General features: G+C 54.1%; 26 protein-coding genes and 1 tRNA gene. 7 read left to right on the top strand and 20 right to left on the bottom strand.

Going from position 1 to position 25,141, the window contains the following annotated elements; genetic code table 11:
• Nucleotides 1-155 precede the first annotated feature (155 nt).
• From JKP81_RS13885 to JKP81_RS13875, 3 genes are all read right to left on the bottom strand, one after another.
• On the bottom strand, nucleotides 156-1,031 hold the full coding sequence (locus JKP81_RS13885; RefSeq protein ID WP_200552191.1) for a phosphorothioated DNA-binding restriction endonuclease: 876 nt from the start codon (nucleotides 1,029-1,031) through the stop codon (nucleotides 156-158).
• A 200-nt stretch (nucleotides 1,032-1,231) separates the two neighbouring features.
• Nucleotides 1,232-2,503 carry an integrase arm-type DNA-binding domain-containing protein gene (locus JKP81_RS13880; protein ID WP_200552190.1) on the bottom strand — a complete coding sequence of 424 codons (1,272 nt, stop codon included), beginning with the start codon at nucleotides 2,501-2,503 and terminating at the stop codon, nucleotides 1,232-1,234.
• A 200-nt stretch (nucleotides 2,504-2,703) separates the two neighbouring features.
• Nucleotides 2,704-2,788 (bottom strand) — tRNA-Leu (locus JKP81_RS13875).
• A 600-nt stretch (nucleotides 2,789-3,388) separates the two neighbouring features.
• Here JKP81_RS13875 and JKP81_RS13870 point away from each other — a divergent pair.
• Nucleotides 3,389-3,988: a helix-turn-helix transcriptional regulator gene (locus JKP81_RS13870; RefSeq protein ID WP_175273830.1), complete on the top strand. Its 600-nt coding sequence runs from the start codon at nucleotides 3,389-3,391 to the stop codon at nucleotides 3,986-3,988.
• Nucleotides 3,989-4,084: 96 nt separating this feature from the next.
• Here the strand turns inward: JKP81_RS13870 and JKP81_RS13865 are convergent, their stop codons facing one another.
• The 8 genes from JKP81_RS13865 to JKP81_RS13830 form a co-directional block, all read right to left on the bottom strand.
• Nucleotides 4,085-4,519 (bottom strand): RNase A-like domain-containing protein, encoded by a 435-nt coding sequence (locus tag JKP81_RS13865; protein ID WP_234455636.1) that lies wholly within the window; start codon nucleotides 4,517-4,519, stop codon nucleotides 4,085-4,087.
• A gap of 252 nt (nucleotides 4,520-4,771) precedes the next feature.
• Nucleotides 4,772-5,188: a hypothetical protein gene (locus tag JKP81_RS13860; protein WP_200552188.1), complete on the bottom strand. Its 417-nt coding sequence runs from the start codon at nucleotides 5,186-5,188 to the stop codon at nucleotides 4,772-4,774.
• Nucleotides 5,185-5,595 carry a hypothetical protein gene (locus JKP81_RS13855; protein WP_045513587.1) on the bottom strand — a complete coding sequence of 137 codons (411 nt, stop codon included), beginning with the start codon at nucleotides 5,593-5,595 and terminating at the stop codon, nucleotides 5,185-5,187. The genes JKP81_RS13860 and JKP81_RS13855 overlap by 4 nt, the downstream gene beginning before the upstream one ends.
• A gap of 56 nt (nucleotides 5,596-5,651) precedes the next feature.
• Nucleotides 5,652-6,125, bottom strand: a complete 474-nt coding sequence (locus JKP81_RS13850; RefSeq protein WP_200552187.1) for a ribonuclease domain-containing protein — start codon at nucleotides 6,123-6,125, stop codon at nucleotides 5,652-5,654.
• Nucleotides 6,126-6,141: 16 nt separating this feature from the next.
• Nucleotides 6,142-6,597, bottom strand: a complete 456-nt coding sequence (locus JKP81_RS13845; protein ID WP_017459063.1) for a lysozyme — start codon at nucleotides 6,595-6,597, stop codon at nucleotides 6,142-6,144.
• Nucleotides 6,590-7,273, bottom strand: a complete 684-nt coding sequence (locus tag JKP81_RS13840; RefSeq protein ID WP_200552186.1) for a DUF2589 domain-containing protein — start codon at nucleotides 7,271-7,273, stop codon at nucleotides 6,590-6,592. Before JKP81_RS13840 ends, JKP81_RS13845 begins: the two co-directional genes overlap by 8 nt.
• Nucleotides 7,274-7,330: 57 nt before the next feature.
• The gene (locus JKP81_RS13835; RefSeq protein WP_045513580.1) at nucleotides 7,331-7,966 is read right to left on the bottom strand and encodes a DUF2589 domain-containing protein; all 636 of its coding nucleotides are present in this window, start codon (nucleotides 7,964-7,966) and stop codon (nucleotides 7,331-7,333) included.
• A gap of 135 nt (nucleotides 7,967-8,101) precedes the next feature.
• Nucleotides 8,102-8,554 (bottom strand): lysozyme, encoded by a 453-nt coding sequence (locus JKP81_RS13830; RefSeq protein WP_200552185.1) that lies wholly within the window; start codon nucleotides 8,552-8,554, stop codon nucleotides 8,102-8,104.
• Between the two features lie 237 nt (nucleotides 8,555-8,791).
• On the opposite strand from JKP81_RS13830, the gene JKP81_RS13825 reads away from it, so the two are divergent.
• Entirely contained in the window at nucleotides 8,792-9,811 is a 1,020-nt protein-coding gene (locus JKP81_RS13825) for an NAD(P)-dependent alcohol dehydrogenase (RefSeq protein WP_200552184.1), read from the top strand.
• 192 nt (nucleotides 9,812-10,003) lie between these two features.
• Here the strand turns inward: JKP81_RS13825 and JKP81_RS13820 are convergent, their stop codons facing one another.
• From JKP81_RS13820 to JKP81_RS23620, 5 genes are all read right to left on the bottom strand, one after another.
• Nucleotides 10,004-11,641 carry a dihydroxyacetone kinase subunit DhaK gene (locus JKP81_RS13820; RefSeq protein WP_200552183.1) on the bottom strand — a complete coding sequence of 546 codons (1,638 nt, stop codon included), beginning with the start codon at nucleotides 11,639-11,641 and terminating at the stop codon, nucleotides 10,004-10,006.
• 85 nt (nucleotides 11,642-11,726) lie between these two features.
• Entirely contained in the window at nucleotides 11,727-12,209 is a 483-nt protein-coding gene (locus JKP81_RS13815) for a hypothetical protein (RefSeq protein WP_200552182.1), read from the bottom strand.
• Between the two features lie 57 nt (nucleotides 12,210-12,266).
• Nucleotides 12,267-13,349 (bottom strand): LPS export ABC transporter permease LptG, encoded by a 1,083-nt coding sequence (gene lptG, locus JKP81_RS13810; RefSeq protein ID WP_200552181.1) that lies wholly within the window; start codon nucleotides 13,347-13,349, stop codon nucleotides 12,267-12,269.
• The gene (gene lptF, locus JKP81_RS13805; protein WP_200552180.1) at nucleotides 13,349-14,449 is read right to left on the bottom strand and encodes an LPS export ABC transporter permease LptF; all 1,101 of its coding nucleotides are present in this window, start codon (nucleotides 14,447-14,449) and stop codon (nucleotides 13,349-13,351) included. Before lptF ends, lptG begins: the two co-directional genes overlap by 1 nt.
• 63 nt (nucleotides 14,450-14,512) lie before the next feature.
• Nucleotides 14,513-14,563 (bottom strand): hypothetical protein, encoded by a 51-nt coding sequence (locus tag JKP81_RS23620; RefSeq protein ID WP_216848985.1) that lies wholly within the window; start codon nucleotides 14,561-14,563, stop codon nucleotides 14,513-14,515.
• A gap of 153 nt (nucleotides 14,564-14,716) precedes the next feature.
• Here JKP81_RS23620 and pepA point away from each other — a divergent pair, with 153 nt between their 5' ends.
• The 3 genes from pepA (at nucleotide 14,717) to JKP81_RS13790 (ending at nucleotide 19,691) form a co-directional block, all read left to right on the top strand.
• Complete coding sequence (gene pepA / locus JKP81_RS13800; RefSeq protein WP_017459072.1) at nucleotides 14,717-16,228, top strand: leucyl aminopeptidase; 1,512 nt, start codon at nucleotides 14,717-14,719, stop codon at nucleotides 16,226-16,228.
• A gap of 164 nt (nucleotides 16,229-16,392) precedes the next feature.
• Entirely contained in the window at nucleotides 16,393-16,836 is a 444-nt protein-coding gene (gene holC / locus JKP81_RS13795; RefSeq protein WP_017459073.1) for a DNA polymerase III subunit chi, read from the top strand.
• Complete coding sequence (locus tag JKP81_RS13790) at nucleotides 16,836-19,691, top strand: valine--tRNA ligase (protein WP_200552179.1); 2,856 nt, start codon at nucleotides 16,836-16,838, stop codon at nucleotides 19,689-19,691. Before holC ends, JKP81_RS13790 begins: the two co-directional genes overlap by 1 nt.
• Before the next feature lie 221 nt (nucleotides 19,692-19,912).
• On the opposite strand, the gene JKP81_RS13785 is transcribed toward JKP81_RS13790, so the two are convergent.
• Nucleotides 19,913-21,115, bottom strand: a complete 1,203-nt coding sequence (locus JKP81_RS13785) for a YjgN family protein (RefSeq protein WP_200552178.1) — start codon at nucleotides 21,113-21,115, stop codon at nucleotides 19,913-19,915.
• 197 nt (nucleotides 21,116-21,312) lie between these two features.
• On the opposite strand from JKP81_RS13785, the gene JKP81_RS13780 reads away from it, so the two are divergent.
• On the top strand, nucleotides 21,313-21,816 hold the full coding sequence (locus JKP81_RS13780) for a GNAT family N-acetyltransferase (RefSeq protein ID WP_200552177.1): 504 nt from the start codon (nucleotides 21,313-21,315) through the stop codon (nucleotides 21,814-21,816).
• Nucleotides 21,817-21,836: 20 nt separating this feature from the next.
• Here JKP81_RS13780 and miaE read toward each other — a convergent pair whose 3' ends face one another.
• Nucleotides 21,837-22,595: a tRNA isopentenyl-2-thiomethyl-A-37 hydroxylase MiaE gene (gene miaE, locus JKP81_RS13775; RefSeq protein WP_200552176.1), complete on the bottom strand. Its 759-nt coding sequence runs from the start codon at nucleotides 22,593-22,595 to the stop codon at nucleotides 21,837-21,839.
• A gap of 45 nt (nucleotides 22,596-22,640) precedes the next feature.
• The gene (gene rraB, locus JKP81_RS13770) at nucleotides 22,641-23,063 is read right to left on the bottom strand and encodes a ribonuclease E inhibitor RraB (RefSeq protein WP_017459078.1); all 423 of its coding nucleotides are present in this window, start codon (nucleotides 23,061-23,063) and stop codon (nucleotides 22,641-22,643) included.
• A gap of 163 nt (nucleotides 23,064-23,226) precedes the next feature.
• Here rraB and argF point away from each other — a divergent pair, with 163 nt between their 5' ends.
• Nucleotides 23,227-24,231, top strand: coding sequence for an ornithine carbamoyltransferase (argF, locus tag JKP81_RS13765; protein WP_020456314.1), 1,005 nt, complete (start codon nucleotides 23,227-23,229; stop codon nucleotides 24,229-24,231).
• Nucleotides 24,232-24,271: 40 nt separating this feature from the next.
• Here the strand turns inward: argF and JKP81_RS13760 are convergent, their stop codons facing one another.
• A complete protein-coding gene (locus tag JKP81_RS13760) occupies nucleotides 24,272-24,724 on the bottom strand; it encodes a YhcH/YjgK/YiaL family protein (RefSeq protein WP_200552214.1) in 453 nt (150 codons plus the stop codon).
• Nucleotides 24,725-25,141 lie beyond the last annotated feature (417 nt).

The following is a 25,141-nucleotide window of genomic DNA, read 5'->3' as shown; positions in this document are numbered from 1 at the left end:
CGTTGATTGGTACATGATGATGTCAGCCTTGTCCGCTTCTGGCACAGAACTGCCTGTCAGATTAGGTTCTGTGCCATAGCCGTGTCAGGTCAAATCAGAGCTAATACAGCTGAATAGTTTGTATACCACACGCAAAATAACTGCTCTACCTCAGATCAATGCTCCCCTCTGAATACCTCTTTTCTGTGCCATTCCACAAACTGCTCGCCCGGATAATTTTCTTTAACCGGTGGCAACGCAATCGCCTTTCCCGCAAAATCCCAGAACAGCCGCTGTACCACCCCACCGCCATTTACCGCGCCGGAAACCATCACACGCATATTTTCATCCAAGCCAATCGAACCGCGATCAAACGCTTTATGATGGATTGCGCACAATGCCAGGCCATTAGGTACTTCACAAGGGCCATGGTGCTGCTTCCATCTGATATGGGCAGCTTCCAGAGCAATCGGCGCATTGTCGTGGCGCATGTTAAAGCCGCAGATAGCGCACTGATAATTGTAAGCACGTAGCACCATCTGGCGGAACTTCGGATCGCGTTGACGGAGAGAGGTGCGAATATCAAAACCCATCTCGTCAGCGATGTCTTCCTGAATACTGGCCGGGAAATGCGCCTCCAGAAGCTGCTGCGCCAGAGTATCAATTAACCTGTGATTTTTTGCCACCAACGCAAAATTGTCAGCATCAAATCCACCCGCGACATTATATTCGATGAGTTCACGTCGGGGCGGCTGGCGGCTACCATTGGTTGAGCACAGTTCCGCGTTTTGTAGTTCCCAGAAGCCATCGCCCTTCAGACGCCAGAACGGCATGTCCGGGCGCTGGTCACGGCGCTGTGATCCATAACGTTCCAGAAGATCCAACAGGGGCTCGTAGATTTCAGAACCATAGTTAAACAGGCGATCATGACCCTGCCGATAGTGTGAGAGGACGTGCAATAGCAATAATGGCTTATGCGGCGCACGCTGTTCGCCTTTGCGCCAGATGGTAATATTTGATATCGCTTGCTTTAGGGTCTTGTCAGAGGTCATTACGTTGAATAATCCATGAGCACATATTTGCGATGGTGCTCGCAACTATATGTACATTCAAGACATTATTGCAGACATCTTTTTTGTCTGGCGGATGGAATTTTGATAACAACCGTAACAAAAACAGTGACCAACCAGCCCTAATTGAGCTGGTTGGTCACTTTGATTTAAACATCAACCGAGAAATAAAGGCATTCAACTCACTCGCCTTTCCCCCGGTTGATCTTCGCATAGTCAAACGGCGTAATCCCTTTATCCCGATTCGCATCCAAAAAATCGGCCCACCACTGCAACATCATCTTGCGCTCATCCAGATGTTCCGCTTTATGGATATACGCCGCCCGCACCGAGTTACGCTCCATATGGCTCATCTGCCGTTCTACCGCATCCTTCGACCATAGCCCTGATTCAATTAACGAACTACAGGCCATCGTACGAAAACCGTGACCGCAAACCTCGACCTTGGTGTCATAGCCCATCACCCGTAACGCACTGTTCACCGTATTCTCACTCATGGGTTTACGCGGATCGTGGTCACCAATAAAAATCAGCTCATGCTTTTCACCACAAAACTGTTTTATCTGCTTCAGGATCGCCAGTGCCTGCTTTGAAAGCGGTACCAGATGAGGTGTACGCATCTTTGATCCTCGCTGAGAATGTTTCACGCCGGGAATAGGCTCTCGCTCTGGCGGGATCGTCCACATTGACGTTTCAAAATCGATCTCTGACCAGCGAGCAAAACGCAGCTCACTGGAGCGAATAAAGATGAGCAGAGTGAGTTCCGTTGCCCAACGGGTTAGCGGCCTGCCGGTGTAGCCGTCTATTTTCTGTAGTAACTCAGGAATGCGCTTTAACTCCAGCGCCGGGCGATGCTGTCGATTACTGGAAGCTACCGCCCCCGCCATCTCCTGCGCCGGATTGTAATCAATTAACCCGCTTTGCACTGCATAACGCATGATGGCCGTAGTCCGCTGTTGAAGACGGGAAGCAACTTCAAGACGTCCAGATGTCTCTACGGCTTTAATGGGAATTAACAGCTCGCGGGTACCCAGTTCAGTAATATTGCGAGTACCAATTGCCGGGAAGATATTGTCCTCAAGGCTCTTTTTTACGCGATTAGCATGATCTTCCGACCATTTCTGATTGGTAGTGAGCCATTCTCTGGCAACCTTCTCGAAAGTAATAATCTCTTTCGCCTGCTCTTCTTTCACAGCACGTTTATGCTCACGAGGATCGATACCAGCAGCTACCAGCTTTCTGGCCTCTTCCCTTTTCTTCCTGGCATCAGCCAGCGAAACATCCGGGTAAACGCCGAACGCCATCAAATGCTGTTTACCGCCAAAACGGAAACGAAATCGCCAATACTTTGAGCCGTTAGGTTTTACAAGTAAGAGCATGCCGTCGCCGTCAACAAGTGAATACTCTTTCTCCTCAGGTTTTGCAGAACGAACTTTAGTATCCGTTAGGGCCATAATGGGCCTCCTTCCATAGGTATATCGTGAGTATACAAGCAATATCGAATCGGCAAATATACTCATTAGTATACTCACAAGCTTGTTGATGTGGGTTGACCCAGGTTGACTTCAGTTGAGGTGAAAAGCGGGTAAAGCCTTGTGTGGCGTGGATTTCAGGCATAAAAAAAGACCTCAGTTGAGGTCCATTTACATGCTTTTGGTGCCGAAGGCCGGACTCGAACCGGCACGTATTTCTACGGTTGATTTTGAATCAACTGCGTCTACCGATTTCGCCACTTCGGCACTGAAGGGGATGCGGAAACGTGTTGGATTATACCTGCCGCGGGCGGCTATGCAAGTCACGATGTTGTCATACGCCGCTAAGTGCTGAAAAAATCAACGTTCTACAAGCTGTCACCTCTCTCTTTATAAATCCTTTTCTCTTTAACTTCTTTTAACCTCTTACTCCGTTACCCGCATCCCCCTTCTATCCAGTACGCTCCCCTTCCCGCTCCCATCTTTAAACATTCCATATCAGCCCCTGCCCTTCCAGGGCCACAATCCGCTAGCACTCCAGGCTTGTCCCTTCTCCCTTCTCCCTTCTCCCTTCTCCCTTCTCCCTTCTCCAGTCAGTCTCGCAAATAACCCGACTAACGAAATATACGTTCGTGCCGCTCTGCCGATATTTGTAAAAACAAAGCCTGCTAATAATCCGTAAAATAGCGAAGCGACCATTCTTCATATATAATATTTTCTCAATAACTTTATCCCATCCAATAATGTTTTATCTGTCATATCGGTTAAAAGACCTATGACAATTAGCCTGTTTCTTTTTTTGCATTTCATTGAATACTTTGATGATTACCAGTCTCAATGGCGAACGCTATTACGTGGAGATAACGTATGCATGTACTCATGATTGACAAGCAGTCAATATTTATTGAAGGAATGGCATCAGTACTGTCGCAATATATTCCGGAGGTAAAAGTTCGTGGACTGAATAATCAAAACGATATTGATGATACGCTTAATGAATTTCCAGCATCATTAATTCTGCTTGATGGTGATGGTAATAAAACCTCGAGCCTCGAACTGCTGGATATTTTAGCCTGTCGTCATCCGAATATCCCGGTAGTGATGCTGATGAATAAATGTCAGCCGACATTATTACGGTTATTTTTAAATCATCACGCGATTGCGTTTGTCCGGCGCGATTCCCCCCCGGAAACCATCGCTCAGACACTGCGTAGCGCATCGCTGGGCATGTTCTGTCTGCCGCAGGAGAGCATTACGTTGCTGGACAATGGGCACAGTGCCCTTGCCCGCCTGAGTGAACGCCAGCGTGAGATCCTGAAACTGCTGGCCGCCGGGGAGTCAAATAAACAAATTAGCCGTCATTTAAATATCAGCGCGGGCACGGTGAAAGCGCATCTGGAATCGATTTTTCGCCGTCTGAATGTAAATAACCGCACTCAGGCCGCGATGATGTATTCGGAAGAGTAGTCCTGATTATCTTTATTTGATTCGCGTTAGCTTATTTTCTTTTTCCTGAGCATAAAAGGAGCATTATGCGTGGGCATAATGCTCCTGTCGTTTAACTTAATTTCTTGGATAACTTGTTTGTACGCGCCACTGTCCACCGTTATTCACTAAGCGGATAAACGCCTGGCGATCGTTGGCGATATTATAAAAAGCGCCATTGCCATACGCCCTGCCCACGTTCACAGTGCCATTCCCACCCAGCGCAATGGTGAAATTAACCGCTGCTGTATTGTTGGCCGCGCCAGCACAGAACGCCTGAATGGTGTTGCCGATAGAATTCCACGCCGCATTCGCATCCGTCCATGTCGAGGCGGTATTCGTTTGCGGGCAGCTCGGTTGGTTAGCGACAGTGCGCTGCTGCAGCCATGCGTCGGCTTTACCGACATGGCAAACCGTCATATGCCCGCCGGCGTTATCCTGATTCTGCGCCCACTGCGCGGCCGTCAGGCCAGCGCCGGGCAGGTTACAGGCCGGGCCAACATTAACTGCCATGACTCCTGTTGAAAATAAAAACAGCGATACCGCAGCCACAGAAATAATGCTGCGCGTTTTAACCTTACGTGAAAAAACAGAGTTTACAGACATAATCATCTCCTGCGAGTGGAATAAAGAAAGTGCGAATTCGCAGATTCAAATTAACGTCAGTGTGAGTTGCAGAATATTTGGCAAGTGACCAGTGCAGGAATGATAAATGGCCTGGGCCATTTCACGGAGCAGTAAAATAAATTTACCACTCCGCGTTAATTATTGTGCGGGTGTTTTCTTACGTGGTGTGCGTGGGGTTGGCGTTTTTTTAGTCTCAGGAGTTTTTTTAGCGACCGGCGCCTTTTTCACCGCCACCGTTTTTTTACGTATCGGTGTTTTTCCGGGTTTATCCTCTTTATGCATGGTGTGCCAAAAATAATAAATTGAGATTATCCCAATACCAATATCTTTTAATATCCAGAAAGGCAACTCTTGAGCCATTAATATCACGTTAAATAACAGGTAGGGTAAATTCAAACAGCCCTGTACGGTAAAACCAAATGCCGTGATTAACAGCCCAAGGCGATACAACAGCGGAATATCAAGCATGCGGCTGCTAAGGGCGCTCACAAAAATGATCACCGCAATCGCCACATCCACCAGCGTGATGGCCCAAAAAAGGAGTTTAAGCGTCATGATGGTTCCCCTGGTTTACGTCGTGGCGCGCGGCGACGCGGTGCGGCTTTCACGCCGCGAGCCGCGCGTTTTAACTCACCGGCCACCTGCAAAATGTCATGTCCTTCGCGGCGGTTAAAGAAATTGGCCAGCCAGGCAATCATGCCGACGCTTATCGCGCCAACAAAATAGCCAATGCCCATGGCGATATCGCTGTCTTTAAAGTTCATCCCCAGCCAGCGGGCAATAAACCCGCCGAGCGTGAAAGTGGTACTCACGCTAATCGCGCCAATGATGATCCCGGCGGCCAGGCGCCCGTGTTGATGCAGTTTTTTCGGTTGCCAGAAAAACGACACGCTCAGCCCGCCGAACAATCCGGCGAGCGCGGCCAGCCCCTGGCTTAGCAATTGCAGTCCATCTGCGGCCATCATATTTTCCTCCTGAACAGGCGGCCTCAACGAATGGGATGAGGCCGCAATAGCGACTACTGGCAAGGAGGAAGCGTGACGGTCGTGGCGTCGTTATCTGTAGTGAGATAACGCGTCGCGCTGTCCGGGCTGTAAATCAGGTGCTTGTTACTGCGCAGACCGCGTACGCTATCAATATCCGCGCTGTACCATTTACCTTTGCCCGGCAGCGGTTTACCGCTCCACGGGTCGCCGCCCAACTGCTTCTTGTTCAGCGCCCACACGCTCCATAGCGAGTCCTCCGCCTTGCCGCTCCAGCCCAGTTTGATAGCCTGATCGCGGGTGACATAATCGGCTGGCAATACGTCATCGCGGTTCAGGGTCTTGAGCAGAGCCGTCAGTTTCTTGTCGTCCTGAACGGTTTTCTTATTGAGTTTTGCCAGTTCCTGGTTAGCTACCTGCACCACCGCGCTGCACTGCGGCAACTCGGCCCAGGCAGGCTGAGTTAACAGCAGACCGACAAAGGTGACTATCGGGAGATGTCGTTTCATCTGTTTGCTCCATGAGTCAGTTAATCGGTGCCAGAAACAGCGCACGTTCGGCATCACGTCGGCGCGTCAGCCCCGCCAGAATCTTGCCGCCGGCCTTGTTCCAGCGCGGCAGTTGATCCGCCGCCTCCTGATACTGTCCCTGGTTGAGCAGGCGCAGCAGCGTTGAGTTCTGCAGGTTGCCAAGCCCGACGTTAAAGGCGAAAGCGACCAGCGCGTCGAACTGGTTCTGGTTGAGATCCACCGTCACATATTTATGCACGCCGCGCTCGGTCATCCCGAGATCGGCGCGCAGCAGATCTTCCGCCTCCACTTTGCTCAGCGCCTGGGGGAAGTTTTCATTGGGCAAAATCAAATGCCCGTAGCCGATGGTCCATTTGCCTACCGCGTCGCGGTACTTCTCCAGGCTTAGCCCTTCGAAAGATTTAATCAGCGTCAGCCCGGCAGCGCCGGTGCTCAGGGGTTGATTAGCCATTGTCATCACTCCTGTCGTTTACTTGAGGAAGAACTTGTCGGGTGTACTCTTCGATAAGCCGCAGCACGCTCTCTGGCGGCTCCAGTACGGTGAACTGCATTTCGATATCCACATGTCCGCTGTCGCGCCCACTGGCTCCGTGGCTCGGCGGCGACATGCTGACGTGAAAACGGCTGACTGCATCGTCAGGCGTGCCGGACATTGCGCTCTGCTGTTCCACCGCGTCGGTGCGCACGGTGAGAAACACTTTCATCTTCTCCAGCATCAGCCCGCGCGGCGTGGAGAGCGCCACCAGCGGCAATTTGAAGTGGTGTCGATCGTCCAGCTCCATTTCGACGATTTTCGGCACCAGCCGCCCGTCGTCGCTGTGTTCAAAAAAGGGATCCAGCGCCTGCATGTACTGATGCGCGATCAGCTGGTTTGCCGCCGAGGCCGCATGCTGCATGCCGCGCGTGATATCGGCCAGCGTCACACCTGAAGTAGAGGGTGGCGTGCCGTCGCCCGGTGGCGGTGGCGGATCCTGCGGTGGATCGGCGGGCGGTAATCCGGCGACATCTTCGGGTGGCGGATCGGCAGGTGGCAGCCCGGCGCTCTCCTCCGGCGGTGGCGGCGGCGCAGGTGAGTCCGCCTTCGGTTCCGCGCCACGGTTGCCGCGAAGCCAGTCTTTCATTGACATAGTGCGCTCCGTGAGAAATGAGGCTGCCAGGCAGCCTCAGGGTGAAGATAACGAGAATTACGCCGGCGCTTTTTCCGCTGTGGCAGGCGTTTCGGGGTAGGCATCAAGCTGTTTCGATTCCAGCTTTTTCGCCTCTGACGGCAAGATAGCCGGGCGTGTCGCGGCATCCGTCAGGAAATCAATCACGCGCATCAGAGCTTCCGGCGGTGGCTGACGTTTAACCTGGGTATGGATGCTGTATTTCGCGCGGGTATCGCTGGAGCGGGTTTGCTGGGCTTTGTGTGAGACGCGACCGGTGATTTTCACGCTGAACGGCCCCCAGCCAACAGAGGCTTCCAGCGAGGCTTCCGCTTCGGTCTGGCTGCTGCTGGCTTCGCTCTGGGAGACTTCCAGCTCGAAGTCGATGGTGCCCTCTTCGATGCTGATGTTAGGGTGAGAAATGGCCGCCAGCAGCGGGATACGCATGGTCTTTTTCACCACGCCCTGGATAACGCCCTTGTCATCCACCACGGTTTCGTCGTAATCAAACTGCACCGACTCCGCCTTACCGTCCTTGATACACACCGAGAGCAGGAAGTCGGCGTACGCTTTACTCGCCTGCACCTGCGCTTTGATCATTGCCTGCAGTGGGCCGCCAATCATGTGCTCCAGCGGCAGTGCATTAATGACCGATCCAATAAATTGTGAATCCATAATGCATACTCCTGTGGGTTATACGAAAACATCGCGTTGCGAATTCGCAAACCCACAGTAATAGAGCGAAGAGGCTGAAAATATTGGCTGGATGGCGGTAAAAAACGGGGAAAATGGCCTAAGGCACGTGCCCGGTTAAACAGGTTTTAAAAACAGCGCGCGTTCGGCTTCACGCCGTCTTGTCAGCCCGGCCAGCACTTTACCGCCCGCTTTGTTCCAGCGCAGAAACTGATCTGCCGCCTGCGCATACTCCCCCTGGTTGAGCAGTTTAAGTAATGTCGAACTCTGCAAATTGCCTGCGCCAAGGTTAAAGGTGAACGCTACCAGCGCATCAAACTGGTTCTGATTAAGCGCAACCGTCACCGCTTTGTGTACCCCGCGTTCGGTCATTAACAGATCGGTGCGAAGCAGCGCTTCGGCCTCGGCTTCGGTAATCGCATGCGGAAATTTTTCATCCGGCAAGATCAAATGTCCGTAGCCAATGGTCCATTTGCCGACGGCATCTTTATATTTTTCCAGCCTAAGTCCTTCAAAAGATTTAATTAGCGCCAGGCCGCCAGCGCCTGTACTTTGCGGTTGATTTGCCATGGTGGTTGCTCCTGGTTTGAGGTGGGTACTGCACCTTTTGAGGATGGTTCGGACACATCGTGTTGCAAAGTCACCGCGCCAAAATAGCCGTATGGAAAATCCGAAAATAGCGGCCTGCGGCGTGCCATAGACCACCATACATTAACGAAACGGGCGGAATGCACACCCACAGGCTGCCGCAGCGCGTGCAGATGCCCTACACTTCATGCGTCTCCCTCTAAATCAAAGGAATCCGTGATGAGCATCATTAAAAGTTATGCCGCACCGCAGGCTGGCGCCGCACTGGAGCTGCAGGAGTATGACGCTGGCCCGCTGGCGGCGGAAGATGTGGAAGTGCAGGTGGATTACTGCGGGATCTGCCATTCGGATCTCTCCATGATCGATAACGAATGGGGTTTCTCCCAGTATCCGCTGGTCGCCGGGCATGAAGTGATTGGCCGCGTGGTGGATCTGGGCAGTGCGGCACAAAACAAAGGGCTGAAAATCGGCCAACGCGTGGGCATCGGCTGGACGGCGCGCAGCTGTGGTCACTGTGATGCCTGTATTGATGGCAATCAGATCAACTGCCAGCAAGGCGCGGTGCCAACCATTCTTAATCGCGGTGGCTTTGCCGATAAACTGCGCGCCGACTGGCAATGGGTGATCCCGCTGCCGGACAGCCTTGATATCGAAACCGCCGGCCCGCTGTTATGTGGCGGCATTACCGTGTTTAAACCGCTGCTGATGCACAACATCACCGCCACCAGCCGCGTTGGCGTGATCGGTATCGGCGGGCTGGGCCATATCGCCATCAAACTGCTGCACGCGATGGGCTGCGAAGTGACGGCGTTTAGCTCGAACCCGGCAAAAGAGGCAGAAGTGCGCATTATGGGTGCCGATTACGTGGTGAACAGCCGCGATGCGGATGCGCTGAAAGCACTGGCGGGTCAGTACGATCTGATCATCAACACGGTAAATGTTGATCTGAACTGGCAGCCCTACTTTGAGGCGCTGACTCACGGCGGGCATTTCCACACCGTTGGCGCAGTGCTGAAACCGCTCGAAGTCCCGGCCTTTACGCTGATCGCAGGCGATCGCAGCGTTTCCGGCTCCGCAACCGGCACACCGTACGAACTGCGTAAATTGATGAAGTTCGCCGGACGCGCGAAAGTGGCACCGACCACGGAGATGTTCCCGATGTCGCAGATTAACGAAGCGTTGCAGCACGTGCGCGACGGCAAAGCCCGTTACCGCGTGGTGTTAAAAGCAGATTTCTGATGTGAAAAAGCCCGGCTATTGCCGGGCTTTTTGATTGCGCTAACCCGTTTTGTTAACGCGACCAGCGCCAGAATTTGGGCTGTCTTAACGTCTTTGGTTTGACTTCTGACTGGCCTGGCTGGCGGTTCTTTTACAGTTTTCGGTACACCCTTCAAAAGTGAAATCAAAGCCGCTTTCCAGCAAGGCTGGGTTTTACCTGCTAATAGCAGCAAACACTTCCGCAATCGCCACAGCTCCCGGATCGGTGACTCCGTCGAGATTTTCACTGTTCACATACGATGAACGCCCGGCACCCGCTTTTTGCATTGTCGCCGTGCTGTCTGCACCCGTTTTAGCCGCAGCTACCGCGGCATCCAGCCCGCTATCGCGCAGCGCTTCAAGCGCCGGTTGCAGTGCGTCGATCAGCGTGCGATCGCCGAGATCCGCACCGCCGTAATGTTTCATCTGCTTCAGCCCCAGCAGTAGCGCTTCCGGCAACGGCGTGCCGTTATGTACGGCCTGGCCTGCGGCGGTGAAGAAAATCGACATCAGCACGCCGCTGGAGCCGCCCATCACCGTCGCCAGCCGCTCGCCAACCAGTTGCAGCAGTTGCGCGGTGTTGTTCAACGGCAGGGCATTTTGCTCCAGCAGTCGTTTGATTTCCCGCGCTCCTTCGGCAAAGGTGGAACCGGTATCGCCGTCGCCCACTTTTGCATCCAGCGCGTTAAGCCGGTTTTCAAGCTCAATCAATGTATTAACCGCCGTGTCGACCAACGCTTTCACCTGCGGATTGTCGGAAGGTTCAATCTCCAGCCCGTCATACACCGCGCTGTGCGGCTGGGTTTTCATTGGCGCAAACGGCACCGGTTTCTGCCAGCCGACGGTCTGCACATCGGCGCAAAGCGCCTGCTCGAACGTGTCATTCAGGCGCAATACGGACAGCGAAAACCCTTTCATATCCAGCGAACTAACAATTGATGCGGGACCAATCAGATAGGCGATTTGCTCTTTTAAGGCTGAATGCGCCAGTTCTTTGGTCAGCAGCGCCATTTCCAGTGCCGAGACGCCGCCGAGGTTGTTGATTAGCACCGCCACCCGGTCGTTACCCACCGCCGCTTTTAGCGGTTTAACCAGCGTATCGATGAGCGTCCTGCTGTTGTGCGTATCAACGGTGGTCGCACCAGGTTCGCCGTGAATACCCAGCCCCAGCTCGACTTTCCCGCGCTGAATGCGCCCCTCTTCGCTATCGCCGCCCGGCAGGTTGCACGTCTCCATCGCCAGCCCGAGACTGAAAACGTTGTCGCAGGCCTGCCGGGCGATATCGCGCACTTCGCTCAGCGACTTACCGTGCTCCGCAGCATGGCCCGCAATCTTATGCACCAGCGCCGTACCGGCGATGCCGCGCGGCTGTTTGTTGTCCGGCAGGGCGATGTCGTCGGCGACGATCACCATTTCCACCTTCAGGCCGTAGCGCTTGGCTTTCTCTGCCGCGAGGCCGAAGTTCAGCCGGTCGCCGGTGTAGTTCTTCACAATCAGCAGGCAGCCGCGATCGCCGGTGACTGCCACAATCGCGTTCAGCACCGCATCCACGCTTGGCGAAGCGAAGACATCACCGCAAACGGCGGCGGTGAGCATCCCTTTGCCGACAAACCCGGCGTGTGCCGGTTCATGCCCGGAACCGCCACCGGAGATCACCGCTACGCGGCTTTTATCCCAGTCGGCGCGGGCCACAATGCGAATAGCGGGATCGATATCGAGTCGAACGAGGTTGCCGTGCGGTGCAGAAATTACCAAACCTTCAATGGCATCATTGACCAGCTGTTTGCGGTCATTGAAAAAGAATCTGGACATAATGTTCCAAAAAGTTGTGAATCGTTCCTCAAGCATAGCCCGCACGGTGCGGGACGGAGTAAAGAACAGATTTTACTGAATGGGTTTACGGTGCTTTGCGGCCAAAGTCTGTCGCGTAACCGCGCAGGTTGCGCAGCGTGTCGAGACGGTTGCCCAGCACAATAGCCCCGCTAATCGCCAGCACCAGCAACGCAGCGTGCAAATACATGGCGATATGCGAATCCACGAGGAAGAACCCGGCGATGGCCGGAAGTGAAAAAGCGATCCACAGGCTGCTCAGCGTATTTTCCGCCGCGCTAAAACGGGCGAGCACCCGGTCTGCCTGTGACTCTTGCGGCGAACCGCGTCGCACGGTGCCGACCTGCTGCGCCAGCGCATCCGCTCGCTGAATCAACCAACGTACCAGGCTCAGCGCAACAACGGCCACCAGCAGTTCAAGCACCAGCACCGCGCTATCACTGAGAAGGGAAAGCGCCCACTGCGCGCTCAGCATCGCCACGGTAACCAGCGCACTCAACAAACAAGAGACGATCATGGCTGAGAGATGCGTTGCTGCGCGTATCAACATGCGGTGCTCCTTGCAGAAAAAAGAAGAGAGGCCTCAGCCTCTCTTTTCAGGTATCAATTAGCTTTTTCGCGTCATCAGCCACAGGCTAATCAGGAAAAAGCTGGCGCTTGGCAACAACGCGCCAACCACCGGCGGAATACCGTATACCAGCGTCAGCGGGCCGAAAATCTGATCCAGCACGTAGAAGACAAAGCCGAAGCTGATGCCGGTGACCACGCGTACGCCCATTGCCACACTACGCAACGGCCCGAAGATAAACGACAGCGCCATTAGCATCATCACCGCTACGGACAGCGGCTGGAAGATTTTGCTCCACATATTGAGCTGGTAGCGCCCGGAATCCTGACCGCTCGATTTGAGGTATTTCACGTAATTGTGCAAACCGCTAATCGAGAGCGCGTCCGGATCGAGCGCCACCACGCCAAGTTTGTCCGGCGTAAGGTTCGTTTTCCAGGTGCCGCTCACGGTTTGCGCGCCGGTAACTTGTTTCGGGTCCGTCAGGTTAGATTCATCAACCTGCGACAGCCGCCAGGTTTTCTCCTGCGGATCGAACTTCGCCGACGCGGCATAGCGCACCGACTGCAAACGACGCTCTTTATTGAAGGCATAAATGCTCACGCCGCCGAGTTCATCGTCGCCCTTTACGCGCTCAATATAGATAAAGTTGTTGCCATCTTTCGCCCACAAACCTGACTGCGTGGAGAGCAGCGAGCCGCCATACATCGACTGTGCACGCTGGTTACGCGCCATTTGCTCACCCTGCGGCGCGACCCACTCGCCAATCGCCATGGTCAGCAGCACCAGCGGGATGGCCGTTTTCATTACCGACAGCGCCACCTGCATGCGGGTGTAGCCGGAAGCCTGCATAACCACCAGCTCACTGCGCTGCGCCAGCATGCCCAGCCCTAACAGCGCGCCAAGCAGCGCCGCCATCGGGAAGAAGATTTGAATATCTTTTGGGATGCTGAGAATGGTGTACATCCCCGCGCCCAACGCGTCATAGCTCCCCTGCCCGGCTTTTTTCAACTGATCGACAAACTTGATAATGCCGGAGAGCGATACCAGCATGAACAGCGTCATCATGATGGTGGTGAAAATGGTTTTACCGATATAGCGGTCAAGTACGCCAAAAGCCTGCATTATACCGCTCCTTTACGCGTAAAACGGGCGCGAACCCGGCGCATTGGCACCGTATCCCACAAGTTCAGCACCACAGCCAGCGCTAAATAGGCCAGGTTTACCAGCCACATCCACACCAACGGATCGAGTTTGCCTTTCGCGCCGTTCGAACGCAGCGTGGTTTGCAGCAGGAAGAAGACCAGATAAAGCAGCATGGCGGGGAGCATCGACAGGACACGGCCCTGACGCGGGTTGACCACACTCAGCGGCACCACCATCAGCGCCATCATCACTACTGTAAACACCAGCGTTAAGCGCCAGTGCAGCTCAGCGCGCGCGCGCGGCGTATCGGTTTTGAACAGCGTGCGCATGTCCATCTGCTCGGTATCCGACGGATCGAGCGCTACCGCCTGGTGACCAATAATTGCTTGATAGTTCTGGAAATCGGTGATGCGGAAATCACGCAGCATCGCGGTGCCTTCAAAGCGGGTACCGGTATTGAGCGTCACCACTTGAGAGCCATCTTTATGCTGCGAGAGATGCCCGGAATCCGCTACGACGACTGATGGACGGGCGGAACCTTTGGTACGAATCTGCGCGAGGAAGACATTCTTGAAGTTTTTGCCCTCAACCCCTTCGATAAACAGCACCGAGTTGCCATCCGTCGCCTGCTGGAATTGTCCCTGCGCCAGCGCCGCCATGCCTGGGTTCGCTTTCGCGTCTGCGAGCACTTGATCCTGATGGCGGGAAGACCACGGGCCAGCCCACATAACGTTGACCGCAGCGACAATGCCGGTGAACAACGCGAGGATCATCGCCGCTTTCACCAATACCGCGCGGCTCAGGCCGCAGGCGTGCATTACGGTGATTTCACTTTCTGTATAAAGTTTGCCCAGCGTCATCAACAGACCGAGGAACAGACTCAACGGCAGGATAAGCTGCGCCATTTCCGGCACGCCCAGCCCCAGCAGTGAGAGCACGAGGTTCGTAGGGATTTCGCCATCAGCGGCTGCGCCTAAAATCCTGACCAGTTTCTGACAAAAGAAAATCAGAAGCAGGATGAATAGGATCGCAAGCTGGCTTTTTAGCGTCTCCCGTACCAGATATCTTATGATTATCACTTTAAATACGCCCGTAAAAACCAGTATTTTTGCTGGAAAATAGCTTGTTTCATGGCTTAAACGTCATTTATTCTCTTGAGTCGTCGAAATGATCGCTAAGATTAATATACTCAGCGGATACGTGCGTAAGACCCGATTCTGACGTGCCGAAACCGAAGTAACATTAAGATTAACACGAAGTCACCGCAACAGCGGACACGAGTTACGAAAGCTTGCAATTCTATCCGTAGCCGCCGCCGTTGTCTTTAAGATTCAGGAGCGTAGTGCATGGAGTTCAGTGTAAAAAGCGGTAGCCCGGAGAAACAACGGAGTGCCTGCATCGTTGTCGGCGTCTTTGAACCGCGCCGGCTCTCTCCGATCGCCGAGCAACTCGATAAAATCAGTGACGGCTACATCAGTGCGCTGCTGCGTCGTGGGGAACTGGAAGGCAAGCCGGGGCAGACTTTACTGCTGCACCACGTCCCGAATGTCCTCTCCGAACGTATTTTGCTGATTGGCTGCGGTAAAGAGCGTGAACTGGACGAGCGCCAGTACAAGCAGGTGATTCAAAAAACCATTAACACGCTGAATGATACCGGCTCAATGGAAGCGGTCTGCTTCCTGACCGAACTGCATGTAAAAGGGCGCAATACTTACTGGAAAGTACGCCAGGCCGTTGAGACCGCGAAAGAGACCCTTTACAGCTTCGACCAACTGAAAACCAACAAAAGCGAGCCGCGCCGCCCGCTGCGTAAGATGGTATTCAACGTGCCGACCCGCCGCGAGCTGACCAGCGGCGAGCGCGCCATTCAGCACGGTCTGGCCATTGCCGCTGGCATCAAAGCAGCAAAAGATCTCGGCAATATGCCGCCAAACATCTGTAACGCGGGCTACCTCGCGTCTCAGGCGCGCCAGTTAGCTGACACCTACAGCAAAAACGTGGTCACCCGCGTGATTGGCGAGCAGCAGATGCGCGAGCTGGGCATGCACTCGTACCTCGCGGTCGGCCAGGGTTCGCAGAACGAATCGCTGATGTCGGTGATTGAATACAAAGGCAACCCGGCAGAAGACGCGCGTCCAATCGTGCTGGTGGGCAAAGGGCTGACGTTTGACTCCGGCGGTATCTCCATCAAGCCTGCCGAAGGCATGGATGAGATGAAGTACGACATGTGCGGCGCCGCGGCGGTGTATGGCGTGATGCGCATGGTTGCTGAACTGCAACTGCCGATCAACGTAATTGGCGTGCTTGCTGGCTGTGAAAACATGCCAGGCGGGCGCGCTTATCGTCCGGGCGACGTGCTGACCACTATGTCCGGCCAGACGGTAGAAGTGCTGAACACCGACGCCGAAGGCCGTCTGGTACTGTGCGACGTGCTGACTTACGTTGAGCGTTTCGAGCCGGAAGCGGTAATCGATGTCGCGACGCTGACCGGCGCGTGTGTGATTGCACTCGGCCACCACATCACCGGGCTGCTGTCGAACCACAACCCGCTGGCACACGAACTGATTGGCGCCTCCGAGCAGGCGGGCGATCGCGCGTGGCGTTTGCCGATGGCTGATGAGTACCAGGAACAGCTGGAGTCCAACTTCGCGGATATGGCGAACATCGGTGGCCGTCCTGGCGGGGCAATCACCGCCGGCTGCTTCCTTTCTCGCTTTGCCCGTAAGTACAACTGGGCGCACCTGGATATCGCCGGTACTGCATGGCGTTCCGGTAAAGCCAAAGGCGCAACTGGTCGTCCGGTGGCGCTGCTGTCACAGTTCCTGCTGAACCGCGCCGGGTTTAACGGCGAAGAGTAAGTCGTCAAGGCCGGATAGCGCTGTGCTTATCCGGCCTGCAACCTCGCGCAATATGAACGCTATCGCTGATGGATTGCGCGTTGCATCGCGGCAGCAGCCCAACAAAGAGGCAGCGTGAAAGACGACGGCTATAGCGTTTAAATCCTCAACCAAAAGCCCCATATATGAAAAATGCAACGTTCTACCTTCTGGACAATGACAACGCCGCTGATGGCTTAAACGCCGTCGAACAACTGGTGTGTGAAATTGCCGCAGAACGTTGGCGTAACGGTAAACGCGTGCTGATTGCCTGTGCCGATGAGCAACAAGCCATTCGTCTGGATGAAGCGCTGTGGGCGCGCCCGGCGGAGAGCTTTGTGCCGCACAACCTGGCAGGTGAAGGACCACGAGGCGGTGCGCCGGTGGAGCTGGCCTGGCCCCAAAAACGCAACAGCAGCCCGCGCGATATTTTGATCAGCCTGCGCGCGGAATTTGCAGATTTTGCCACCGCTTTCACAGAAGTGATAGACTTCGTTCCTCACGAAGATTCTCTGAAACAACTGGCGCGCGAACGCTATAAAGCGTACCGCATGGCTGGTTTCAACCTGAACACGGCAACCTGGAAATAATGGAAAAGACATACAACCCCAAAGATATCGAACAGCCGCTGTACGAGCAGTGGGAAAAGCAGGGCTATTTCAAACCGAATGGTGATGAAAGCCAGGAAAGCTTCTGCATCATGATCCCGCCGCCGAACGTCACCGGCAGTTTGCATATGGGCCACGCCTTCCAGCAGACCATCATGGATACCATGATCCGCTACCAGCGCATGCAGGGGAAAAACACCCTGTGGCAGGCGGGGACTGACCACGCGGGTATCGCCACCCAAATGGTGGTTGAACGTAAAATTGCCGCCGAAGAGGGTAAAACCCGCCACGACTATGGTCGCGACGCCTTTATCGACAAAATCTGGCAGTGGAAAGCGGAATCTGGCGGCACGATCACCCGCCAGATGCGCCGTCTCGGTAACTCCGTAGACTGGGATCGCGAACGCTTCACCATGGACGAAGGCCTTTCCAACGCCGTAAAAGAAGTGTTCGTCCGCCTGTATAAAGAAGACCTGATTTACCGTGGCAAACGCCTGGTGAACTGGGACCCGAAACTGCGCACGGCGATCTCCGATCTGGAAGTTGAAAACCGCGAGTCGAAAGGCTCAATGTGGCATATCCGCTACCCGCTGGCCGACGGCGCAAAAACCGCCGACGGTAAAGATTACCTGGTGGTTGCCACCACGCGCCCGGAAACCCTGCTCGGTGATACCGGCGTGGCGGTGAACCCGGAAGATCCGCGCTACAAAGATCTGATTGGCAAATTCGTGGTGCTGCCGCTGGTCAACCGCCGTATTCCGATTGTCGGCGACGAACACGCCGACATGGAAAAAGGCACCGGCTGCGTGAAAATCACCCCGGCGCACGACTTTAATGACTATGAAGTCGGCCGTCGCCACAAGCTGCCAATGATCAACATCCTGACCTTTGACGGCGATATCCGTGAAAGCGCGCAAGTGTACGACACCAACGGCAACGAATCCGATGTTTACCCGGCGGATATCCCGGCCGAGTTCCAGAAGCTGGAACGTTTTGCCGCGCGTAAAGCAATTGTCGCAGCTGTGGACGCACTTGGTCTGCTGGAAGAGATCAAACCGCACGACCTGACCGTTCCGTACGGCGATCGCGGCGGCGTGGTTATCGAACCGATGCTTACCGATCAGTGGTACGTTCGCGCAGATGTGCTGGCGAAACCGGCGGTGGAAGCCGTGGAAAACGGCGACATTCAGTTCGTGCCGAAACAGTACGAAAACATGTATTTTTCCTGGATGCGCGACATTCAGGACTGGTGTATCTCCCGTCAGCTGTGGTGGGGCCACCGCATTCCGGCGTGGTACGACAACGAAGGCAATGTTTATGTTGGCCGCAACGAAGACGAAGTACGCCAGGAAAACAATCTGGCCGCCGATGTCGCCCTGCGCCAGGACGACGACGTGCTGGATACCTGGTTCTCCTCCGCGCTGTGGACCTTCTCGACCCTCGGCTGGCCGGAAAACACCGACGCGCTGCGCCAGTTCCACCCGACCAGCGTGATGGTTTCCGGCTTCGACATTATCTTCTTCTGGATTGCGCGCATGATCATGATGACCATGCACTTCATCAAAGATGAAGATGGCAAGCCGCAGGTGCCGTTTAAAACCGTCTACATGACCGGTCTTATCCGCGATGACGAAGGCCAGAAGATGTCCAAATCCAAGGGCAACGTGATTGACCCGCTGGATATGGTTGACGGTATTTCGCTGGCGGATCTGCTGGAAAAACGCACCGGCAACATGATGCAGCCGCAGCTGGCAGAGAAAATCCGCAAGCGCACCGAGAAACAGTTCCCGGACGGCATTGAACCGCACGGTACCGACGCCCTGCGCTTCACCCTCGCGGCGCTGGCTTCAACCGGCCGCGATATCAACTGGGATATGAAACGCCTGGAAGGTTACCGTAACTTCTGTAACAAGCTGTGGAACGCCAGCCGCTTTGTACTGATGAACACCGAAGATCAGGATTGCGGCTTCAACGGCGGCGACATGGTGCTGTCGCTGGCAGACCGCTGGATCCTCGCGGAATTCAACCAGACCATCAAAGCCTACCGTGATGCGCTGGATAGCTTCCGCTTCGATATCGCCGCAGGCATTCTGTATGAGTTTACCTGGAACCAGTTCTGTGACTGGTATCTGGAGCTGACCAAACCGGTCATGAACGGGGGTTCTGAAGCCGAACTGCGCGGTACCCGCAACACGCTGGTGACCGTGCTGGAAGGTCTGCTGCGCCTTGCGCATCCGATCATTCCGTTTATCACCGAAACCATCTGGCAGCGCGTGAAAGTGCTGAAAGGCATTACCGCCGATACCATCATGCTGCAGCCGTTCCCGCAGTACGACGCGGCGCAGGTGGATGAGAAAGCGCTGGCAGATACCGAGTGGCTGAAACAGGCGATCATCGCGGTACGTAACATTCGCGCCGAAATGAACATCGCGCCGGGTAAACCGCTGGAGCTGCTGCTGCGTAGCGCGAGCGAGGACGCGAAGCGTCGTGTGAACGACAACCTGAGCTTCCTGCAAACGCTGGCACGTCTGGAGAGCATCACGATCCTGCCTGCCGACGATAAAGGCCCGGTTTCGGTAACCAAAATCGTTGATGGCGCAGAGCTGCTGATCCCGATGCTGGGTCTTATCGACAAAGATGCCGAGCTGGCGCGTCTGGCGAAAGAAGTGGCGAAAGTTGAGCAGGAAATTGGCCGCATCGAAAGCAAACTGGGCAATGAAGGCTTTGTGGCGCGCGCGCCGGAAGCGGTCATTGCCAAAGAACGCGAGAAGCTGGATGGCTACGCGGAAGCGAAAGCGAAGCTGATTGAGCAGCAGGCGGTTATCGCCGCGCTGTAATCATCGCGCAGAAGAAAAAGCCGGGCAGCGATGCCCGGCTTTTTTATTGCAAGTGACCCAACTGTCGTTATGGTCATCAACGGGTTTAGCTCAGCCTTATTGCCTGTGGATTCCAGGCCGCTTTTAAAAGGTGTCTGTATACCCTTCCAGTGCACAACCTGCCTTCCAGGAAGGCAGGTTGCCAGACAAGGCGTCACCGCCATCTGGCAAGTTTTCCCGAATTACAGCACCGCCGGGTAGAACGACAAGCCGCGAGCCAGCAGGTTCGCCGGATCTTTCGCGGGTTGCACACCGTGATCTTCCAGCGTCAGTGCTTCCAGGTCGCCATGAACATGGGTGTTTTCCAGCAGATAACGGGTCATGCGCACTTTCGCCCACGGCCATGCCAGGAACAGCGTGACACCGCACACCAGCATATTGGTGATGGAGATCCAGAACATGCGCCCCATCGCCACCGTCGAGGAGAAACGAATATTTCCTTCCAGCGCCAGTTGCCCGTAAATGTAGGCGCGCAGTTTCACAAACGCGAAAAGGAAGCAGACAATCGCCCCGGCAATATAGATCAGGTAGCTCAACGCTAATTTGCCGTAAAGCGGCCCCATCATCAGTGCTAATTGCTCCGGATCGCCGCCCGCTGCATAAGCATATTCTGACATCGTAATGAATGACGGAATAATCATCACCATCACCAGCACAATAAACGGCACAAACAGCAGCATCGACAGCACCACAATGGTGATGCATTTTTTCATTGAAATTTCAGCCGAGAATTTCAGTTTGCCGTACTGCAAATTATTAATCAGCATACCAAACCATTGCGCAGCATATACCCCCTGCATAATGGCAATACCCAGCAGTAATACCAATGTACCGATACCAATCATCACCGAAATAGCGCCATATGAGCCGCTACTTAATGCCGAAGTCACAAAGAGGGAGAACACCACCACCGAGGCGATAATAATCAACAGCGGGCAGCCCATCATCACCCACCAGGCGCGCAAAGGGCTGGCATAGAAATTAAAACGCACACCGTTAATCTCTGTCATCAGCATTTGATAACGCAGGCCCTGAGTAATCAACCACGGGAAGAAAATCAGGAACAGCCCCATCATACAGAGCTGTAAAAGCACGTTCTGGTAGGCCACGTTAATAAAGAAAATCACATACAGCACCAGCAGGCAGAGCCAGCCGACAAAAATAGAACGCCCGGTCACGTGATAAGAAAAACGCGCACCGCTAAGTTCAGTATTCTCATAAAAATAACGACGTGCGCGCACTAACGCCCACGGCAAATATAACCCCAGCGTTATTAAGGTTAGTAAAATATTAACCAGCCAAACCACGAAATAGCCTTTCCCGCTGCCCTGAAAGAGAAAACGGCGCACGGGAACCGCCACGGAACCATGAGTTTCGGGAGTCATAACAATCCTTATCGTAAAAAAAGAAGCCAGGAAAAAGGCAGTCAACCATAACAATATTGCGAAATGGTTATCTCCACTATTAAGTCTAAATAGCTGCCGGTCAAAAAAATAGCGCCCAATATTCCTGGTCTTGCCAGAACGCCCCTGTAGTGGTATTAAGCAGGATCAGCTTATAACCCCGAAAACAGAGTGCAGAGATGAATGTGACCGCGCCGGTAGAGGTAAAAATGCGCCGGATTGCTGCCGCCGACAACGCAGCAATCGCATCTGTGATCCGCCAGGTATCTGCGGAATATGGCCTCACCGCCGATAAAGGCTACACCGTTGCCGACCCCGAACTGGATGAGCTGTATCAGTTATATAGCCGACCGGGTTGCGCCTATTGGGTAGTGGAGCAAAATGGCGAAGTCGTGGGCGGCGGCGGCGTCGCGCCGCTGAAATGTAGCGAACCGGATATCTGCGAACTGCAAAAGATGTATTTCCTGCCCAGTGCGCGTGGGCAGGGGCTGGCGAAGAAACTGGCGCAGATGGCACTGGAACACGCCCGCGAGCAGGGCTTTCGCCGCTGTTATCTGGAAACCACCGCGTTTCTGACCGACGCCATTGGGCTTTATGAACGCCTTGGCTTTGAGCATATCGACGGGCCGCTCGGCTGCACCGGTCACGTAGACTGCGAAGTGCGGATGCTGAAAACGCTGTAGCCCCAAAGCGTACCGATGCTTTACACCGGTACGCCGCTGTGAAAACGGAACTCCGCATCCGGTGTTGAGATAAGCCCCGCTTCAACTTCACCGAAATGGCGCACGCGCGGGCTGATATCCGTGGTCGAAATCTGCTGCGCCAGCGCCAGATAATCCTGATAATGGCGCGCTTCAGAACGCAGCAACGACAGGTAAAATTTCTGCAAATCGTCGTCCAGCCACGGCGCCAGTGCAGCAAAACGCTCGCAGGAGCGCGCTTCGATATAGGCGCCACAGATTAACTTATCGACTAATGTCAGCGGTTCATGCGTGCGAACCGCTTTGAGCATCCCTTTCGCATAACGGCTGGCGGTAATTTTCACGTAGGGAATGTTACGGGCGAGCATGGCTTCCCGCACCTGCCAGAAGTGGTGCAGCTCCTCTTTGATCAACAGTACCATGCTATCGATCAGCGCCTGGCCCCACGCGTCGTCAGTTTGCGGCATCACACTTTTGCCAATCTGCTTATGCAGCGCGACAAAATCCGGCTCCGGCCCTTCACGAAAGGTAAATTCTTCATACGGTTTCAGCCACGCCAGTAGCGCGTCCGACCCGCTTTTATCCGCCACATAGCGGCGCACCAGCAGCATAGCGGTTTGCGCCGCTTTCAGTTCGCACACCATATGATCGGTAAGCAGCAGCGGCAGCATTGATGGATCGCGCGCTTTGTCCAGCCAGGATTGCGGTGTCGGGCAGTGCAGAAAGTTTAAAACCGGGGAGAGTATTTGCGGGTAATCCATGCCAGTTCCTTACATTGCGGCAGCGAGCGCTGCCGCAATATTTACTCAGTGACGAACACCGTCATCTTCTTCGTCGACGTAATCCTCGTCGTCATCGTCACCCTCTTCGCCGTTCGGGTCTTCGTAGTAGGTTCCCCAACCGTCATATTCCACGTCGAATTTCTCAGCCAGGTTAAGCAGTTGCTCAACTTGCGCGTCGATCAAATCGGCGTTCAACGCGCTTTCACTCAGCACGTCGCAGCAGATAACCACTTCGCCTTCGTCCAGTTCCAGCTCTTCCGGCTCTGTCACTTCGTAGCCCAGTTTAAAGGCTTCAACAGCGGCTTTTTCCAGCGTTTCGAAATCATCTGCCGACAGGTGATGCTCAATGGTATACAGCGCATCAGGATCGCTGCCGTCTTCGAGCAATTCTTCAATAATCAAACGCGTCTCTTCGCGCTGTTCTTCCAGGTGTTCCGGGTTCGCCATGGCTCGTTCCTCATCAATGTGGCAGATACACTTATTGTCACACACCGCTGGCATTGCCTCCACTCCTCACCGAAAAGATTTATAGCTCGGGGTTGCAAATGCATATTCATACATATAAATTGAATTTTAATTCAATAAGTGGCCTTCGCCATGTGAGGGAAATATGTCCGCGTTTTATCAAAAGCATTTTTTGAAACTGCTCGATTTTACACCTGCTGAAATCAATACCCTGCTGCAACTCGCCGCTCAGCTGAAAGCGGATAAGAAAAAAGGCCAGGAAGTCCAGAAACTTACCGGGAAAAATATCGCGCTCATCTTCGAAAAAGACTCAACCCGCACACGATGCTCTTTCGAAGTTGCCGCATATGATCAGGGTGCTCGCGTAACGTATCTCGCCCCAAGCGGCAGCCAAATCGGGCATAAAGAATCAATTAAAGACACGGCGCGCGTACTGGGGCGTATGTACGACGGCATCCAGTATCGCGGTTATGGTCAGGAGATTGTCGAAACGCTGGCGCAATACGCAGGTGTGCCGGTGTGGAACGGCTTAACCAATGAATTTCACCCGACCCAATTGCTGGCCGATCTGCTGACCATGCGCGAGCACTTGCCGGGCAAAGCTTTTAACCAGATGAAACTGGTTTATGCCGGTGACGCGCGTAACAACATGGGCAACTCGATGCTGGAAGCCGCCGCGCTGGTGGGTTTAGATCTACGCCTTGTCGCGCCAAAAGCGTGCTGGCCGGACGCGAGCCTGGTCGCCGAATGCAAAGCGCTGGCGGTGAAAAACGGCGGCAACATTCTACTGACGGAAGATATCGCGAGCGGAGTGAAAGACGCCGATTTTATTTATACCGATGTGTGGGTATCGATGGGCGAAGCGAAAGAGAAGTGGGCGGAGCGCATCGCGCTGCTGCGGCCTTACCAGGTCAACAGCAAAATGTTGTCGCTCACCGGCAACCCACAGGTGAAATTCCTGCACTGCCTGCCTGCGTTCCATGACGATAAGACCACGCTCGGCAAGAAAATGGCAGAAGAGTTTGGCCTGCACGGCGGCATGGAAGTGACTGACGAGGTGTTTGAATCACCGGCGAGTATTGTGTTTGATCAGGCGGAAAACCGGATGCACACCATCAAAGCGGTGATGGTCGCCACCCTCAGTCAATAACGCAATAAGCCCGGTTGCGCAGCGCGGCCGGGCATTACGCTTACGCCACCAGCAGTTTCACCACCACTTTACGTACCTGAGCTGACGCGTTTACCGCACACAGCGGTTTGTGAACTTCACCCGGGTAGAACACCACAAAATCCCCTTCGCTCAGTACCACGGTTTTTTCCTGAGCGCCTTCCGGCAAAAACGCAATGTCTTTATCCGCCAGCCAGTCGGTGTCCGGCGCGCCCGCAGGCTGGGTGCTAAAGGTCATCCCTTCCTGGCCTTTCAGCACAATCTGGATGTCCAGATAACGGGCGTGATACTCCGCGCGGCGCTCTGCAAACGGCTGCGTCATATCTTCAGAGACGAGGAAAAACAGGCGGTTGCCGTCGATATCATGTTTGCCAACAGGCGTGGCATAGGTAACGTGCTGCTTAACGTGCTCAATGGCCTGGCGCAGCTCTTCCGGCAGCCAGGATTGTAAATTGTAAATATTGCCAACGATCATGGTGTAGCCCTCAACATAAAACATCGTTTCATTTTCAGCTTTTATACGAAAATTCACACTGCCATACCACCACTTTCTGCCAGAGATTTGTCACAACGCATGTTTATCGGAAAATATGTTATATGCCTGTTAAGGCCAATTACGCTTTTATGCAGCATAGATGCATAAAGCCCACAGTCGCTCGCTGATATAAAGTTGTTACCCACTGATTAAAAAGCCTTTATTTAAATAAACCTTTCCCGATCACACTTCAGCAGCCTGTTTATTTGCGCATTCATTCACTGGTTATTTCCCTTTTTTGCCCCCAGCAGCACCGTTCTATTCATTTTTATGCATATCTATTCCATTCACTGTTGAAAAAACTTAGCAATCAACGGCTTACATATTCACAAAAATAGGTGAATAGCTACAAAACAA

Source organism: Kosakonia sp. LAM2021 (assembly GCF_016620385.1).
Classification (GTDB): domain Bacteria; phylum Pseudomonadota; class Gammaproteobacteria; order Enterobacterales; family Enterobacteriaceae; genus Kosakonia; species Kosakonia sacchari.
The sequence above is the reverse complement of the archived record's forward strand: the minus strand, read 5'-3'. Positions and strand labels throughout refer to the sequence as shown.